The sequence below is a fragment of the Yersinia sp. 22-579 genome (genome assembly GCF_030433455.1).
GTDB lineage: Bacteria > Pseudomonadota > Gammaproteobacteria > Enterobacterales > Enterobacteriaceae > Yersinia > Yersinia enterocolitica.
Window position 1 is genome coordinate 22,626 of record NZ_JAUJTZ010000026.1, and the last position, 15,817, is coordinate 38,442.

Genomic DNA, 15,817 nt, shown 5'->3' on the forward strand with positions numbered 1-15,817 from the left:
GGTAGAAAAGAGCGTCAAAGCAACGATTAAGAAATTCTAGACAAGGCTTATTAATGAAACTAGATTGATAAATTGAATCTTAAATTCCAAATATGAAATTATGCTGGATGAATTAGCGCTTTTTGTGAGTATTGTAGAAATGGGAAGTTTGCGGGCGGCGGCGGAAAAAGCCGCGATTCCACCGTCGACCCTGACGCGCCGCTTGCAGAAGCTGGAACAACATCTGGGTTGCCGCCTGCTGCACCGCAGTGCACGACGCATGACTCCGACCAGTGAAGGCTGGCAATACTACGAACAGTGTCGCCCGCTGGTGCACTCTTTACAGCAAGCAACAGCGAAACTCGATATTACACTTCATCAGGTCAGCGGCCTGATTCGAGTGCTGGCACCGGCAGATTTAGCTAATGACAATCTGGCCCCCGCCTGGATGTCATTTTTGACGCGATACCCACAAGTCCAGCTTGAGCTGGAACTGAACAATTACACACAAGATTTGATTGGTAGCGGCGCTGATGTGGCGATCCGCGTAGGTGCTCAGCCAGATTCATTACTCAATATGCGAAAACTGGGGCAAAGCAAGGAAATAGTATTGGTCGCCTCACCTGATTATCTCGCAAAGCACGGCATACCTGAATCCTTGGATGAACTACGATTATGTGATTTGGTGGTCAGCGCGCCGTTATCGACCTGGGCACTGCAACACCGCCAAAGCGGGGAAACCGTGCGCTGGCAACCACAGGGAAAATTTTGTGTTAACGGCGTATATCTGGCGCTACAAGCAGCACAGGCAGGATTAGGTATCCTATTTTGCCCAATCAGTTTGTGTCATAACTCATTACGGCGCGGCGAACTGATTCAGGTATTACCCGAATGGCAAGGTGCCTCGCGCGAAATTTACGCCGTATGGTCGCAGCAACGCTATGTTCCTGCCAGAGTGCGGGCTTTAATTGAGCATCTGGCAGACTTTTGTCAGCAAGATCCCCTGTTGATAACGTGAAATATCAATTAACAATGACAATTGTTATTGGTCGTGGAATCGAACTCTCATTAATATCAGTGATGCTCTTGATGATAGAAGAAATTAAGTTAGCTGCCCTCGGTAAGAGGACAGTTAACTTAGCGCATGACAAGAATCACTCAAAGATAATCCGATAACGCTCCGCAGCATGTTCCTGAGCAAAACCCGGCAGCATTGCTTGCCGTGTAACCTGATAATCTTCCCACTGCGCGACATCATGCAGCGGTGGAATGGTCACTGGCTCACGGCGATCAAAACCCACTAATGCGGCATCCACCAATTCCCCTACCTCCATCAGCGCCGAAACAGTGTTGATATCGGTGCCCGAACGCTGCCAAATTTCGGTCCGTGTGGCGGCAGGTAATACTGCCTGAACATAAACACCTTGAGGTGCGAGTTCAAGACTGAGCCCTTGTGAAAGAAACAGCACAAATGCTTTGGTTGCACCATAAACTGTCAAACCAAACTCTGGCGCCAGGCCAACAACCGAGCCAATATTAATGATTGCTCCCTCACCGGCTGCCGCCAGCCGTGGCGCAACAGCACTAGCAAGCCGCGCGAGAGCCGTAGTGTTAAGAGTAATAATCCGCTCAATATCATCCGTGGCCTGCTCAATAAAACTTCCGCTAATATTCATACCTGCATTGTTCACGAGGATCCCGATACGATTATCATCGCGTAACCGTGTTTCTACGGCAGCAAGCTCGTCGGGCTGCGTCAGGTCAGCCGGTAAGACGTCAACAGTGATACCATTGTCCTGACGAAGTTGGGCGGCCAATGTTTCTAATCGCACACCATCGCGAGCGACCAAGACCAGGTCATGTCCGCGACGTGCGAAGCGTTCAGCATAAGTGGCACCAATACCGGATGACGCACCTGTAATAAGAACCGCGGGGATCGTATTCATGAAATTTGCTCTCTTATAGATAATTTATAGATGACGGTCATCATCTATTATTGATATTATGATCAGCATCATCTAAGTGTCAACGAGGATTCACTGGCAGGAATAGATTATGTATTGATGAGAGGCGACATCTATTGATGCGTTGGCATGGCATACTTTATGATGCTGCCTGTTCAATTAGGAGAAATATATGGCCCGGGTATCAAAGCAACAAATGGCACTCAATCGCGAGGCAATTGTCGAGACGTCTTCGCAACTCTTCCGTGCTCGGGGTTTGAATGGTGTCAGTGTCAACGATTTAATGGCTGCGGTCGGTTTGACTCATGGCGGATTCTACGGGCACTTTACTTCTAAAGATGAACTGGCGGCGATTGCCAGTCGCAAAGCACTCGATGAGTCCAGCACCCGCTGGCAAGAAATCAGCAGCGAGCCAGACCAGAATAACCTGCGCACGCTGGTGGAGTTTTATCTCTCACCAACCCACCGTGACCATGCCGAAAATGGCTGTGCGATAACAGCATTAGCCAGTGATGTAGCACGTGAGAATAATGATAATCCAGTATGTGAGGTCTATCTTAGCGGGGTGAAATCCATGCTGGCGAGACTAGAATCCGTCTCTAATATAGAAGATCCCGAACAACGCAGACAGCATGCACTGGCGCAGTTTGCGATGATGTCAGGTGCATTAACACTGGCGCGCGCGACCGCTGGGAATAAATTATCGGATGAGTTTCTTGATGCAGCTAAAAAAGCCTTACTGAGGGAAGAGTCATAATTTAACTCTCACATATTATCAGCAGCCCCTTCCTACTCACTTGGCAGGAAAGGGCTACTACCAGAAGTAGTACTCAATGCTACGGATTCAAGGCTTTCTTTGAGTCCAACGCGCTGTGGATAGCGGCTTCCAATTCGTTAGCTTCAAATTTCGCTACATAGGCATCAGCACCCACTTTACGCACGTGGTCTTCGTTTGCACTACCCGATAATGAGGAGTGGATAATCACCGGAATATTCTTCAGGAATTCATCCCGCTTAATATTCAGTGTCAGAGTAAAGCCATCCATCTCCGGCATTTCTAAATCAGTTAATACAAATGAAATTTTATCCGAAACCGGACGGCCTTCCGCTCTTGCCTCATCAGCTATCTTTTTGATTTTATTCCACGCTTCCAAACCGGTGATATGCATAGCGGCAGGAATATCCATCATCTTCAAGGCTTGTTCCAGCATGGAGCGAGCGACTTTTGAGTCTTCTGCCACAATAGCGACTGCTCCCGGTTTCAAATCAAAGGCTTTGGTCTTCTCGCTATCAATTTGAACATTGCGGTTAGCCGGAATAATGTCATATAAAATCTGCTCAACATCCAAGACCAACGCCAGGCGGTTACTGGCTTTATCATTGTCGAGACGCGCAATACTGGTGATATTACGGCTCTTGACACCCGCATCAGCCGCCAGTACCTGACTCCATTCCAAACGGACAATATCGTCAACAGATTCCACCGCAAATGCCTGAGTACTACGGGCATATTCGGTCACCAGCAGAATGTTTAACCCGGTTTTGGGTACACAGCCGACAATCGCCGGAAGGTCAATCACGGGAATGATTTCCCCACGAATATTCGCCATGCCCATCATCGGTGAAGCCATACCTGCCGCTTTGGTTAAGGTTGGCATCGGGACTATTTCACGTAATTTAAACACGTTAATGCCGTACAGCTCCGATTGTTGCTCCTCTTGGGATTCCCCCAAACGGAACAGCAACAGCTCAAATCTGTTGGAGGAGGTGAGATTTGTTCTCTCCTCTATCTCTTTTTGAAAATTATCCATACTTCCCCGATACCTTTTTCCAATGGAGGAACTTATCTCATTATCATTATCGGCAATAGGCGGAGAATGCTTAATAATTCGACTTAAGAATAATTCTTTAACCATTTATTGGATGCCAATCACCTGTTAGGCTGCTGACTATAGTGATTTTATTATTCATCCAGATTAAGGAACGGCTATGTCCGCGAGTTCGCCGGTATCAATACACCCAGAGCATCTGCCGATAAAAGTTAATGCTGCCATTGATCAGGCTCTCGCTGAGCAACGTCTGGTGGGCGCGGTCGTCATTATCGCACTTAACGGTGAGATACATTTCTGCCGCGCGGCAGGATTAGCTGAGCGCGAGACTGCGCGCCCGATGACGGTTGACACGCTATTCCGCCTGGCATCTATCAGTAAACCCATTGTTTCCACTGCGGCGATGGTATTGGTTGCACAAGGTAAACTTGAGCTTGATGGCAATATTCGTCGTTGGCTGCCGGATTTTCGGCCACGGCTCGCACAGGGGGAATTAGCTGATATTACTGTGCGTCAATTACTCAGCCATACGGCCGGTTTAGGCTATCGCTTTTCAGAAGCCGATGACGATGGCCCCTATGCCCGCGCCGGTGTATCCGATGGTATGGATAAGTCTGAAATAACTTTGTATGAGAATTTGCGTCGATTAGCGACGGTACCACTGCATTTCGCACCGGGAACATCCTGGCGTTATTCTCTGGCGATTGATGTTATTGGCGCGGTTATTGAGCAAGTCTGCGGGCAGCCGTTGAATCAAGCCATCCGTGCGCTAGTGACCGGGCCATTGCAGATGAATGATACCGATTTTTTCACCCGCGATATTGACCGTTTAGCCACGCCCTATGTTAATGACCACCCTGCACCGCGACTGCTACAAGAAGGTGAATGCGTTGCTTTTACGCCTGAGGAAATTGGCGTGCGGTTTTCTCCCGCCCGCGCGCTCAATGCACAATCGTTCCCTTCGGGTGGTGCGGGTATGGTGGGTAGTGCCAGTGACCTGTTACGTTTATTAGAAACACTGCGTCAAGGTGGTGCACCGCTACTTCCTGCCGCATTAGTTGATGAAATGGGACGAGATCAAACTGGCGGCATCCCTCTTCCAGACGCGCCTGGTATAGGCTTTGGTTTAGGGTTTTCCGTACTGCGAAACCCGCTTGAAGCGGCTTCACCAGAATCTATCGGCACATGGAGTTGGGGCGGGGTTTATGGGCATTCATGGTTTGTCGACCCGCTGCAGGAGTTGAGTGTGGTCGCACTAACTAATACTTTATATGAGGGAATGTCCGGGCAATTCGTCAATGATCTGCGCGATGCAATTTATGCTTCCCGATAAAACGAGAAGAATGGGAAAATAGCAAAATAGTACAAATCCCCCTGCGAATAGCTGGGGGATTTAAATAATATTAATTGGCGTAGATAATTTTATCTGAATAAAGCGCTTCAATTGCTTGCTTATGAGGATTCTTCTTTTTATCGGTGACGATAATATCAATATCGTTGATATCACTTATTTTCATTAGCCCACTTTGACCGAATTTACTGGTATCACATAGAATCACTTTCTGCCTGCCCATTGCCAGCATTTTCTTGGCAATACGCCCTTCATCGAGATTCTTTACCATCACGCCAAAATCACTGTCTATACCGCCAACACCCACAAAACTAAAATCGGTGTGAATGTCATTCATTTGTTCAATTGTTTGAATACCTAAATTAGCTTTATAGATATGGTTATATTCACCACCCAACACATGCACAATTGCCATATTATTTTTACTTTTTATTTGGTCGGCAATTAAAGATGAATTGGTGAAAACAGTAAATTTCACTAACGGCAAGAATGAAGCAAAAATAAGTGTAGTGGTACAAGAGTCAATAAATAAACTATCATTTTCAGTTACCAGCGAAGCCGCATATTGACCAATCAGCATTTTTTCCTGGCGATTTAAATCCATTCTTTGAGCAAAACTGCCCTCTTGTATATTCTGAACTTTTATTGCACCGCCGTGGACTTTGGTAACCTCACCACTTTTTTCCAAATAGGAAAGATCTCTGCGGATCGTTTCAGATGTCACACCCAATTCCTCGGAAAGACCAATAACAGAAACCTCACCAAGGCTATCCAGCTTTTCCAAAATAAACTGTTTACGTTTGATCTGATTCATAAGAATAGCGGCCCGAAGCTGTGCGATACATTTAGAGCCTATTTCATTAGGCTATTTTACTTGCCATTCTACGCAATAATTTTATGAAACAAAAGGCGATTCCGTCACAGTGGCCAGAGTTGATTAATGGCAAAAGCAACTCCGTGGTGATTGTTATCCTGACTCACTTTGTCCGCGCAAGATTTGACAAAATCACTGGCATTACCCATTGCTACACCAACGGCTGAAAACTGAAACATACTGATATCATTTTCCTGATCGCCCATACTGACCACCGATTGAGAACCAATGTTTAAATGCCGTGATAAATAGTGCAATGCTTCCCCCTTCGTAATGCCCTGTCTCATTATTTCGTAATAATGACAACTGGTCTTACTGAGTGAGTATTGGCGATGAAATCTCTCGTCTATTTTATTAGCGATGTTATCAATAAAATCAGTCGAGCCTACAATAGAGACTTTGACGATATCATCTCGTTGAATAATGTCTTTAGGTTCAACAAAAGCTAATTCCATCGCAAAGAGTTGAGACTCATAGCGCGTATGATCACTGATATCCTTCAAACTGGATATCATATTATCTCGGGTGAAAAAATGATGTTTAAACTCATTTTCAGCAAGCATGGTTATCACATTTTTCACCTCTAGGCGACGCAATGGCATAAAACGAATATCTTTCTTCTCAACAGCATCATATATCCATGCACCATTAAACGAAATAAAGTAACGAATTAAATATTCTAATTCAGTATTGCGGATAACGGCTGCAATAGCCCTAACTGGCCGGGCTGAACATAAAACAACTGTGCCGTGCTGATGAATAACACGCTTTACTGCGTTAATATTCTGAGCTGATATTTGGTTTTCCTGATTGAGTAAAGTGCCATCAAGATCAAGGGCCAGTAACTTGTACATACTTTAGATCCAATAAAAAGGGAGAAAATATTATTTCTCCCTCTGGCTGTTGATAAAATCAAATAAACGGGAAATGTGCCATTGGTGCCCTACTTATTTAAAATATAAGCACATAAGCCACCGGAATGCCCATAGGTGCGGTCAACCCTTTATTCACTGAGCTAATTAACCCCATACCATCAGTGAGTAATAAACCGCGATACAACATCCTTAGCTGCATTGCAGACAACATTATCAATAGCGGTGCCCACAACCAGAATATTGACACCGGTATTTTTGAATGCTTTCGCATTTTCCAGATTAATACCGCCTTCGGCTAATGTGGGTACTGAAACAGCACCGACCAAGGCCAGAAGTCGTTGTTTGATAACATCAGGAATATCGCCAGCGCCAACCCCTTCGTAGCTCATGCCAGTCATTAAACCAATCATATCAACCCCTAACTCTTCCATTTTTTTAGCCACTTCAGCAACATCAGCGGGAGTTTCAGCGGCAATACCGAAGGTGTGCAAATCGCTTGGGTGACCAATATAAGCATCCACTGTCAGACCATATTTATGAGCTAAATCGACCAGTTCTTTTAAATCCTCAAAACTGGATTTATGGGTATGTAAACCATCAGCGCCTGATTGAGCAATCAATAAAATATCCTGTTCAGTTACCGGCGTAGGTACAGTTTCTGTAAAGCCCCCGGCAATCCCGACAGTAATAAAAATATCATCCGCCACCACATTACGTACACCCTGCACTGCTTCCGCCATTTGCCCGATAGTTATCTCATGACGAATGCGCTCTGCGGCATGCATATTCGTCACACCATTATGGCCACGCGCTAATGCCAATGCCGGGTGATTCGGTTCTAACAATTTAACACCAGAATCGCATACTGCTTTCGCTAAGCGAGCGTCATCTCCGGTTATTCCAGTACTCAGAATAGTTTGACCGCCATGTAACGCAATTGCGTTTCGTACTTTATCCATAGCGACGGACCGTTTCTTACTCATATCAGCGTTGAACATATTTACCTCTACTTGATTTATATAAAACTGCTTTTTTAATTGTTAACTCTTAGCCGAAACCCCTGGTGTTGGTGATTCGGGTACTGCCTTTTTAATTGCTACAAATTTGTTGGCTAATAGGGTGATGGCACAAGTCAACATTAACGTTACCGCCATCACTATCGCCATATAGAAAGCGTTATTTGATAAGAATGGTGAGGCGAAAGCAGGGACATAAGCCACACCTTTAATATTCAATAATCCCAACAACATTCCACCGACACCGGCTGAGAATATCGCGCCAGCAAAGACGACTTTATTAGAGAACATGAACGGATAAGCCGATTCGACAAACGTCCCGAAACCTAAGTTAATTAACAGCCCCGGAGCAGCAACAGCAGCCTCACTTTTTTCTCGCGGCGCAATGACGTTTGCCAGATTAATACCTGCCGCTACCATAACCAGCCCAACCATATCGACAGCACCGAGGAAACTGACACCGGACTTTTCCATTTCCAGTAAGACCAGCGGCAATATAACCGCGTGATAAACACCACCCAGAATAGCTGGCCAAATAACCAATCCCGCCAGTAATCCGGCTAATATTGGGCTGAAGGCCAAAGTGGCTTCGATGGCCAATTTGATATAGTCACCGGCGGCCAAAGCCAATGGGCTGAGCAGGTAATACATGACCAGACCAGAGAATAAGCCGGACAAACCACCCGCCACGATATTGATTGTCGTCATTGGGAATTGCCATTTCAGGCACAATCCGAACAGATAGCGCACCATAATGCCCGCGCCGATCCCGCCCAAAATACCACCAATTAACCCCCCTTCAACCGACAGCACACCAGCAACCACACCTGCCACAATCGATACTTCATCCAGCTCGGAGACCTGTTTAGCCGCAATAACGGCGACAATCACCGGTAACCCCTTGAGCAACAGTTCAAAGATGGCATTCAGTGATTGCAGCCCTGGGATATGGCTGAGCGCTAACACAATAGCCATAGCGATAAAGCCGGGTAAGGCTGGGATCATGATGCTACGAATATTAATTCTTTTTAGCAGACTCTTATCGCTGCCCGGCATCGTGGCATCGCCACTGCCCAAGACCGGGGTATATTTTATCTGCCAGTATTTGCATAACGAGGCGGTAAAAGAGATAGCCCGGGTACGGCTATTGGTACCTGTGGTCCCAGAAGTGGCAATGACATTTGCACCCTTGGAGGTGATAATCGCCATTGAGGTGCCGCCAGTGCCTACAATAGGAATTTTCTTTTCTATCGCCGCCAGAATAGCTTCTTTATTACTGCGATCGGGATCGGCACTCATAATGATGATGCCATCAATAGCACCAGCACGGATTTGTGCCGCAATGGCTGCATCCGATGATTTTACCTCGTCATTCACCTCAGACAGTTTTCCCTGGAAACTAATCTGGGGTTTATCCTTTTCTTCGGCGGTTATTGAATACACTGCGGCAGCTGTGGTCGGTTTTGCCACATCCATCGATTCTTCTGCTGCAATAAATTGCACCGCACTGACACCTAGCCCCGCAGAATGGAGTTGGGTATAAATTTCTTGTAGAAGTCTTTCGGGGTATGCACCACCGAGATTGAACAGATTTCCCCCACTGCTTCCGAGTATTGCTACATTTTTCATGTCGGGCCTCAAAAGATAAGAAATGTTAGAAAGTGTTATTATGTTTTTAACTGCAATTCACAATCACAGAAATAACAATTCAAAGCAACATTAAACAACATGGCAGCACTTATTAGCCCCACTAACGAAATAGCTATTAACTTCACCATAAAAGTAAAAACATCAATAATAAAAACCAATATTCTTTAAAATTTAGATAGGTCAACATTAAAAACCACAAAGTGGCTTTTTGTTGTTTTATTTTGTTTTGTTGTTTTCGTGATGAGGTTCAAATATTAGCGACGATCGTCACTTAAAGAGGGAAATCAAACAGAAGAATGTAGAGTGGCTTATTGCAGACATAATCGATAGCGGCTAATAAGCCGCCATGACTGCAATCATAATCAAGCCTCTGGCCGATAACGCCATAACCAACGGCCACTTGCCATACGACGATAAAACAGCACGCCACGCACTATCCAGTCGAGGAACATCCCCATCCAGACGCCGGTGACACCAAACCCTAATGTCACACCCAGAATATAACCCGCGACAATACGGCAACCCCACATCCCCGCGAGCGCCACCCACATGGTGTAACGGGCATCTTTCGCGCCTTTCAGCCCAGATGGCAACACCCAGGCCGCAGCCCAAATGGGCATAAAGAGTGCATTGATCCAAATCAGGTGCTTAACTACGTCGATAACCCCTGGTTCATGGGTATACAACGACGCCAGAAATCCAGCACTTGGGATCGACAGCAAGGCGATAAAACACACCCCAAGGGTTGATAACCAGAAGATGTGTTTAATCTGACGGATAGGCTGTAAAATCTGCCCTTTACCCAAACGGGTACCGATAATAATCGTCGAGGTATACCCCAGCGCATTACCTGGCAAGTTGATCAGCCCAACAATGGAAAACGCGATAAAGTTACCGGCAATCACTTCTGTTCCCATACCCGCAACAAAACGCTGAGTAATCAGTTTGCCGATATTAAACATCACCGACTCAACACTGGCAGGAATACCAATGCTCAAAACCTCAAACATAATGGCGGAGGTAAAAGGCATAAAATAAGATTTAAAGGGAATGCGTAAGGTATTATTGGCCCCGAAAATTAGCACCAACACCACCACCAAAGCGCCTAAATAACGGGTAATTGATATGCCGATACCCGCGCCAATAAACCCCAGCCCCTGCCAATTCCCCACGCCGTAAATCAGCACACTACTAATAGCAATATTAAGAATATTCATGCTGATGTTGATAAACATCGGCAGTCGCGTATTACCGGCACCGCGTAATGCGCCACATCCCACCAAAGTTATTGCCATTGCCGGATAGTTCCACGCCGTTAAACGCAGGTAGGTTAGCGCCATCGCTTTAACTTCAGGATCAGCCTGACTGGCCATCAGATTGATAATGGCTTCTCCGGCAAAATGTACCAGTAACACCAACAGTAATGAGATTAAAACTAATAGAGAGATAGATTCGCGCGCCGCTGTTTGTGCCTGTTTGCGCTTACGTTGCCCCAAACTGAAAGACACCACCACCGATGTGCCGAGCGCCACAGAGGTAAAAAAAGCAGCAATGAGCATATTGAAGCTGTCAGCTAATCCTACTGCGGCCATGGCTTCTTTGCCCAGCCAACTGACCAGCAGAGTGCTAAACACCCCCATGAGTAAGACACACGAACCTTCAATAAATAGTGGGATCGCCAGCGGCGTTATCTCACGCCAAAACAATACCCGATAGGATTTCCGCTTTTTATACCATGCATTTTCGCAAAAGATTTTCAACTTAATATACTCGAATTATTTAGGGTATATACTCGATAAAAGTCGATGCGCACATCATAACAGAATGGCTAATTAATTTAAATGAAACATCATTTCACACAAACAACAATGAAATAGTTATGCAATGAAACACACATAAATATGCAAAATGTCTTTGACTCGAACACCAGTTTTGCGATATCAATGTAGGCATTGAAACCTTTGCCAGACAGACCTAATTCATACAGGATTTAATTGATGACAACTATTCTCAAACACCTTCCTATAAATCAACGTGTTGGTATTGCTTTTTCCGGTGGTTTAGACACCAGTGCAGCACTGTTATGGATGCAGAAAAAAGGGGCAATTCCTTATGCCTACACGGCTAATCTGGGTCAGCCTGATGAAGAAGATTACGATGCCATTCCGCGCAAAGCGATGGAGTACGGTGCAGAGAAAGCTCGTCTGATTGATTGTCGTAAACAATTGGTTGCTGAAGGGATCGCCGCTATTCAGTGTGGTGCCTTCCATAACACTACTGCGGGTGTGACTTACTTTAACACCACCCCACTGGGCCGGGCAGTCACTGGTACCATGTTGGTTGCCGCCATGAAAGAAGATGGCGTGAATATTTGGGGTGATGGCAGTACTTACAAAGGTAATGATATCGAGCGTTTCTATCGTTACGGTTTGTTGACTAATGCTGAGTTGAAAATTTACAAGCCCTGGCTGGATACCGATTTCATCGATGAACTCGGCGGCCGTCATGAAATGTCCGAATTTATGATTCAATCCGGTTTCGATTACAAGATGTCGACCGAGAAAGCCTATTCCACTGACTCAAACATGCTGGGTGCAACTCACGAAGCCAAAGATCTGGAATTCCTGAACTCTAGCGTCAAAATCGTTAACCCAATTATGGGTGTGAAGTTCTGGGACGAAAATGTGGTAGTGAAAGCGGAAGAAGTCTCTGTCCGTTTTGAGCGCGGTTACCCGGTTGCACTCAATGGGGTGGTGTTTGACGATAGCGTTGAGCTAATGATGGAAGCCAATCGTATTGGTGGCCGTCATGGTTTGGGCATGAGCGACCAAATTGAAAACCGTATTATTGAAGCTAAAAGCCGTGGTATTTACGAAGCACCAGGAATGGCGTTGCTGCACATCGCTTATGAGCGCCTGCTGACCGGTATTCATAACGAAGATACCATTGAGCAATATCATGCTAATGGCCGTGTGCTAGGTCGTTTGCTGTATCAGGGCCGTTGGTTCGATCCACAAGCGCTGATGTTACGTGACTCGGCGCAGCGTTGGGTTGCCAGCGAAATTACCGGTGAAGTCACTCTGGAACTTCGTCGTGGTAATGATTATTCCATCCTGAATACTGTCTCTGAAAACCTGACTTATCAGCCAGAGCGCTTGACGATGGAGAAAGGTGATTCAGTATTCTCACCAGATGACCGTATCGGTCAGCTGACTATGCGTAATCTGGATATCACTGATACACGTAAGAAGCTATTTAGTTACGCCACTACGGGGTTATTATCTGCTTCGCCAGAGGTAGGTTTGCCACAGGTGGATAATAATAATCTCACTGCACGTGGCTTACAGGATAAGAGCAAATAGTTATCCATCCTTCAGTTCAGGTGTTCAATTGACGTACATTAATTGAACACCTGACAACTGTCTGGGGAGCCATTAGTACCAGGCTCCCCAAATTAACCTTTTGTTCATATAGCAATAGCTGACCTCTTTAACTAACGCGCGCTGAGTTCTGCCTGATCGGTTTCAACGTCATAGGCCCCGCCGATACACAAATCAATAGGATACGGATCCCACTCAATCAGACCTCTGATTTCAAACTGAATAATGCCATTTCTGGCATTATGCTGCTGATTGACGACCAGAGACTCTGCGATGATCCGGGGTTCAAAACGGATGATTGCTTCACGGATAATTCGCTCGATAGTCGTCCAGTTATGGGGAGTTGAATGCCTCCCCACCAGTGGCGAAATACCGTAATTTAAAACCGACTTAGCCACCCACTTATGGCGCTGTTCATCAAGCCGGTCGTCAATATTGGCATTATTTAATATTTCAGCGATATTCCGCTGCACCAGTTTTCGCATCGTACGTGAGTCATAAAAAAACTTATCATGAGGCTCTAACAATTTTTTAGGCTCATCATCAAGTAAACGCTCAAGCAGAGTAGGCAAAAACTGTCTCTTCTTTTCCATTAATTAGCCTGTTCGTCAAATCCAAATTTTTCAACATCAAATCTAAACTCTTCAATATCAAATAATGCGTACTCATTTTGGTCAGTAATAAACATTTTCCGCCCTGAACCAATATAGAGTGAGTCTGCCGGTTGGCTCCATTCAGTTTTAAGGCCAAGTTTAGTGTCATTATCCGCATCGAGAGATAACGGATAACGTGCCGGGATATAGCCGTACCAAACTTTATTATTCACCGTCAATTGTGCCGGCGCCCAGACCAAGTCTGTAATATTTTTAGGCTTAGAAATCGTCATTAATTGAACATCAGCGAAAGGTACCCAACGATAACCGCCTGCGCTGATAAACTCACAAACCGGCCCGATGCGGCTATCACTATCCGCTATCCATGAAAAGGGCGTCGCTGAGCTATTTTCCCCAGCACTTTCGGGGGCTTGTGACAATGCTTGCTCGCGCAGTTCTTCGCTTTGTGAGTAATCACCCTCATGCAAATGTTGGTTAGCTTGCTGCATCAATACCGCCCACTCAGGCAGTGGATTACCTAAGGTTCCAGGATCGCGTTTCCCTGCTAACACGTCTTCACGCAACGTCTCACTCAAGACCAGATTCTTATACAGCTCTGCCTGCTTGGCCATATCTGGAGCAAATTTAGTCAGTGTTTCAAGTTGCAATAACGCTTTTTGCCATAACCCAGCCAAACAATAGAGCTTAAATAATAGCTCGCGTGCATTGGTATCTCCCGGCTTGGCTTTCAACGTGGCAATAACATCCGATTGTATTTCGGCCAATGAGCTGCTTTTCAATAATTCATTTAAGTTGGTCGTATTCATTAAGTTGTTATTTCCATATTTAAATTTATAAATGGCTATCTAGCCCTAACTTATAGAGTTCCTGGAATACTAGCGCAGGCACACTGTTTTTTTCTTTTGAAGTAAGGTGTTCTGGTGCCAACAGTTTTAATAAATCAACTTTTTCATCATTATGGGATGTGTCCAGATAATCTATAACACTTAATTCCTTGGTGACTTTTTCGATAAGTCCACCGGAATCTAAAATACATTCCGTCAGCGTTTTATCCTTTACGCATTCCCTTATATTCTCCAAAAAACCATCATTGGCAGATAACTTTGTCACCTGTCGTTTATCTTTTTCTGAGAATTCCCGGCCTTGCTCACCCCACATTAAAAAACGTTTGTATTCCAGCTCCAGGCTTTTCAGGATATCTGGCCCCTGCTGCCCATGAGTTTGCACCTCATTAACATCATCGAAATAAGAGATGTAATGACCACCATGAGACAAAATATCTTCTATTTCCGGTAAGTCAGTCGTATCACATATAGAGGGGTGTTCCAGCATTAACAAGTTGTCAGTAAAACTCTTACCTGCTGCTTGCCCAGAGGCTTTTTTGGCGGTAATGACAAAATGACCAAATTTAATTTCCGCACCAAATGACACAGGGTGATGTTCACCTGGACCTAACTCTTTTCCATTGATAATACAGATGAAATCGCTACTTTGATTTACGATCATTGATTCAGATGCGTGCCGGTAAAACTGGACTTCATTTTGTCTATCCCCCATAGAATGGGGAGTAAACTCCCCTTTTTCCATGCTGAAACAGACAGCATTCTGCTCAGTAATCGCATCATTAAGCTGAAACTGTTGCGACATCCGTGGCCAGGTTAATACGAGTAGCATGCCTATTAACCACCTATAAAGACATTCGGCGATCCGCAGACAATTGCGGCTCCATCTCCAGCCACATCACTCACCCGCGCGGCTGGAAACTTATTAATAAAAACGGTTCCGGAGCCTGTGACTACACTGGTCATCCCGACTAACGAGGATGATGCCGCGCTCCCGCCCGCAATTGCAGCCGGAACTGCGTTAATTGATACATTGGGTGAACCGCTACATATCGCACCGCAACTGGTAGCGTCGCCCATTCTTGCTGCACAAAACATATTTCATCTCTCTTAACGGCATAACCATTCAATAATTTTTTGCCTCAGCATATCGGCATGTCTGACAGTTCAAGTTCACACCGAATATGCTGAGTTCACTTTTTCTCAGAATCAAGGCGGAGGCGTCTGTTCATCCGTTGGCGTTGGTTCTGGTGTCTCTGGTGGTTCAGTCGGCTCCGGCGTATCGGTCGGCTCTGGCGTATCGGTCGGCTCCGGCGTATCGGTCGGCTCCGGCGTATCGGTCGGCTCCGGCGTATCGGTCGGCTCCGGCGTATCGGTCGGCTCTGGCGTATCGGTCGGCTCTGGCGTATCGGTCGGCTCTGGCGTATCGGTCGGCTCTGGCGT

At 45.7% G+C, this 15,817-nt stretch carries 15 protein-coding genes; 4 read left to right on the forward strand and 11 right to left on the reverse strand.

Annotation, left to right across the window (positions count from 1 at the left end; translation table 11 throughout):
* Positions 1 to 100: 100 nt before the first annotated feature.
* Complete coding sequence (locus tag QSV56_RS21335; RefSeq protein ID WP_046051213.1) at positions 101 to 997, forward strand: LysR family transcriptional regulator; 897 nt, start codon at positions 101 to 103, stop codon at positions 995 to 997.
* Between the two features lie 136 nt (positions 998 to 1,133).
* Here the strand turns inward: QSV56_RS21335 and QSV56_RS21340 are convergent, their stop codons facing one another.
* Positions 1,134 to 1,925, reverse strand: coding sequence for an SDR family oxidoreductase (locus QSV56_RS21340; protein ID WP_046051214.1), 792 nt, complete (start codon positions 1,923 to 1,925; stop codon positions 1,134 to 1,136).
* A gap of 190 nt (positions 1,926 to 2,115) precedes the next feature.
* Between QSV56_RS21340 and QSV56_RS21345 the strand changes: the two genes are divergently transcribed.
* Positions 2,116 to 2,700: a TetR/AcrR family transcriptional regulator gene (locus QSV56_RS21345; protein ID WP_046695215.1), complete on the forward strand. Its 585-nt coding sequence runs from the start codon at positions 2,116 to 2,118 to the stop codon at positions 2,698 to 2,700.
* A gap of 79 nt (positions 2,701 to 2,779) precedes the next feature.
* On the opposite strand, the gene QSV56_RS21350 is transcribed toward QSV56_RS21345, so the two are convergent.
* Positions 2,780 to 3,754 carry a chemotaxis protein gene (locus tag QSV56_RS21350; RefSeq protein WP_019080934.1) on the reverse strand — a complete coding sequence of 325 codons (975 nt, stop codon included), beginning with the start codon at positions 3,752 to 3,754 and terminating at the stop codon, positions 2,780 to 2,782.
* Between the two features lie 178 nt (positions 3,755 to 3,932).
* Between QSV56_RS21350 and QSV56_RS21355 the strand changes: the two genes are divergently transcribed.
* On the forward strand, positions 3,933 to 5,105 hold the full coding sequence (locus QSV56_RS21355) for a serine hydrolase (RefSeq protein WP_050122762.1): 1,173 nt from the start codon (positions 3,933 to 3,935) through the stop codon (positions 5,103 to 5,105).
* A 70-nt stretch (positions 5,106 to 5,175) separates the two neighbouring features.
* Here the strand turns inward: QSV56_RS21355 and QSV56_RS21360 are convergent, their stop codons facing one another.
* The 5 genes from QSV56_RS21360 to QSV56_RS21380 all read right to left on the reverse strand — a co-directional run bounded on the left by QSV56_RS21360 (position 5,176) and on the right by QSV56_RS21380 (position 11,298).
* Complete coding sequence (locus QSV56_RS21360; RefSeq protein ID WP_005165417.1) at positions 5,176 to 5,937, reverse strand: DeoR/GlpR family DNA-binding transcription regulator; 762 nt, start codon at positions 5,935 to 5,937, stop codon at positions 5,176 to 5,178.
* A gap of 104 nt (positions 5,938 to 6,041) precedes the next feature.
* Positions 6,042 to 6,851: a Cof-type HAD-IIB family hydrolase gene (locus tag QSV56_RS21365; protein WP_019082815.1), complete on the reverse strand. Its 810-nt coding sequence runs from the start codon at positions 6,849 to 6,851 to the stop codon at positions 6,042 to 6,044.
* Positions 6,852 to 7,030: 179 nt separating this feature from the next.
* Positions 7,031 to 7,870: a histidine biosynthesis protein gene (locus tag QSV56_RS21370; RefSeq protein WP_019082814.1), complete on the reverse strand. Its 840-nt coding sequence runs from the start codon at positions 7,868 to 7,870 to the stop codon at positions 7,031 to 7,033.
* A gap of 42 nt (positions 7,871 to 7,912) precedes the next feature.
* On the reverse strand, positions 7,913 to 9,517 hold the full coding sequence (locus QSV56_RS21375) for a PTS sugar transporter (RefSeq protein ID WP_050329093.1): 1,605 nt from the start codon (positions 9,515 to 9,517) through the stop codon (positions 7,913 to 7,915).
* Between the two features lie 383 nt (positions 9,518 to 9,900).
* A complete protein-coding gene (locus QSV56_RS21380) occupies positions 9,901 to 11,298 on the reverse strand; it encodes an EmmdR/YeeO family multidrug/toxin efflux MATE transporter (RefSeq protein ID WP_026018008.1) in 1,398 nt (465 codons plus the stop codon).
* Positions 11,299 to 11,535: 237 nt separating this feature from the next.
* Here QSV56_RS21380 and argG point away from each other — a divergent pair, with 237 nt between their 5' ends.
* A complete protein-coding gene (gene argG, locus QSV56_RS21385; protein WP_046695220.1) occupies positions 11,536 to 12,900 on the forward strand; it encodes an argininosuccinate synthase in 1,365 nt (454 codons plus the stop codon).
* Positions 12,901 to 13,031: 131 nt separating this feature from the next.
* On the opposite strand, the gene QSV56_RS21390 is transcribed toward argG, so the two are convergent.
* Genes QSV56_RS21390 through QSV56_RS21405 form a run of 4 tightly spaced genes read right to left on the reverse strand, consistent with a single transcriptional unit; the run spans position 13,032 to position 15,472 of the window.
* The gene (locus tag QSV56_RS21390) at positions 13,032 to 13,511 is read right to left on the reverse strand and encodes a type VI secretion system baseplate subunit TssE (protein ID WP_019080941.1); all 480 of its coding nucleotides are present in this window, start codon (positions 13,509 to 13,511) and stop codon (positions 13,032 to 13,034) included.
* Entirely contained in the window at positions 13,511 to 14,338 is an 828-nt protein-coding gene (locus tag QSV56_RS21395) for a type VI secretion system accessory protein TagJ (protein WP_019080942.1), read from the reverse strand. The genes QSV56_RS21390 and QSV56_RS21395 overlap by 1 nt, the downstream gene beginning before the upstream one ends.
* Before the next feature lie 25 nt (positions 14,339 to 14,363).
* The gene (locus QSV56_RS21400) at positions 14,364 to 15,206 is read right to left on the reverse strand and encodes a TagK domain-containing protein (protein WP_019080943.1); all 843 of its coding nucleotides are present in this window, start codon (positions 15,204 to 15,206) and stop codon (positions 14,364 to 14,366) included.
* 5 nt (positions 15,207 to 15,211) lie between these two features.
* A complete protein-coding gene (locus tag QSV56_RS21405; RefSeq protein ID WP_005168539.1) occupies positions 15,212 to 15,472 on the reverse strand; it encodes a PAAR domain-containing protein in 261 nt (86 codons plus the stop codon).
* Between the last annotated feature and the right edge of the window lie 345 nt (positions 15,473 to 15,817).

Excerpts from the sequence above, each read along its gene's own strand:
- QSV56_RS21350 (WP_019080934.1), bottom strand. The coding sequence starts at position 3,754 with ATGGATAATTTTCAAAAAGAGATAGAGGAGAGAACAAATCTCACCTCC.
- QSV56_RS21395 (WP_019080942.1), bottom strand. The coding sequence starts at position 14,338 with ATGAATACGACCAACTTAAATGAATTATTGAAAAGCAGCTCATTGGCC.
- QSV56_RS21375 (WP_050329093.1), bottom strand. The coding sequence starts at position 9,517 with ATGAAAAATGTAGCAATACTCGGAAGCAGTGGGGGAAATCTGTTCAAT.
- QSV56_RS21360 (WP_005165417.1), bottom strand. The coding sequence starts at position 5,937 with ATGAATCAGATCAAACGTAAACAGTTTATTTTGGAAAAGCTGGATAGC.
- QSV56_RS21370 (WP_019082814.1), bottom strand. The coding sequence starts at position 7,870 with ATGTTCAACGCTGATATGAGTAAGAAACGGTCCGTCGCTATGGATAAA.
- QSV56_RS21335 (WP_046051213.1), top strand. The coding sequence starts at position 101 with ATGCTGGATGAATTAGCGCTTTTTGTGAGTATTGTAGAAATGGGAAGT.
- QSV56_RS21400 (WP_019080943.1), bottom strand. The coding sequence starts at position 15,206 with ATGCTACTCGTATTAACCTGGCCACGGATGTCGCAACAGTTTCAGCTT.
- QSV56_RS21345 (WP_046695215.1), top strand. The coding sequence starts at position 2,116 with ATGGCCCGGGTATCAAAGCAACAAATGGCACTCAATCGCGAGGCAATT.
- argG (WP_046695220.1), top strand. The coding sequence starts at position 11,536 with ATGACAACTATTCTCAAACACCTTCCTATAAATCAACGTGTTGGTATT.
- QSV56_RS21365 (WP_019082815.1), bottom strand. The coding sequence starts at position 6,851 with ATGTACAAGTTACTGGCCCTTGATCTTGATGGCACTTTACTCAATCAG.
- QSV56_RS21340 (WP_046051214.1), bottom strand. The coding sequence starts at position 1,925 with ATGAATACGATCCCCGCGGTTCTTATTACAGGTGCGTCATCCGGTATT.
- QSV56_RS21390 (WP_019080941.1), bottom strand. The coding sequence starts at position 13,511 with ATGGAAAAGAAGAGACAGTTTTTGCCTACTCTGCTTGAGCGTTTACTT.
- QSV56_RS21355 (WP_050122762.1), top strand. The coding sequence starts at position 3,933 with ATGTCCGCGAGTTCGCCGGTATCAATACACCCAGAGCATCTGCCGATA.
- QSV56_RS21405 (WP_005168539.1), bottom strand. The coding sequence starts at position 15,472 with ATGTTTTGTGCAGCAAGAATGGGCGACGCTACCAGTTGCGGTGCGATA.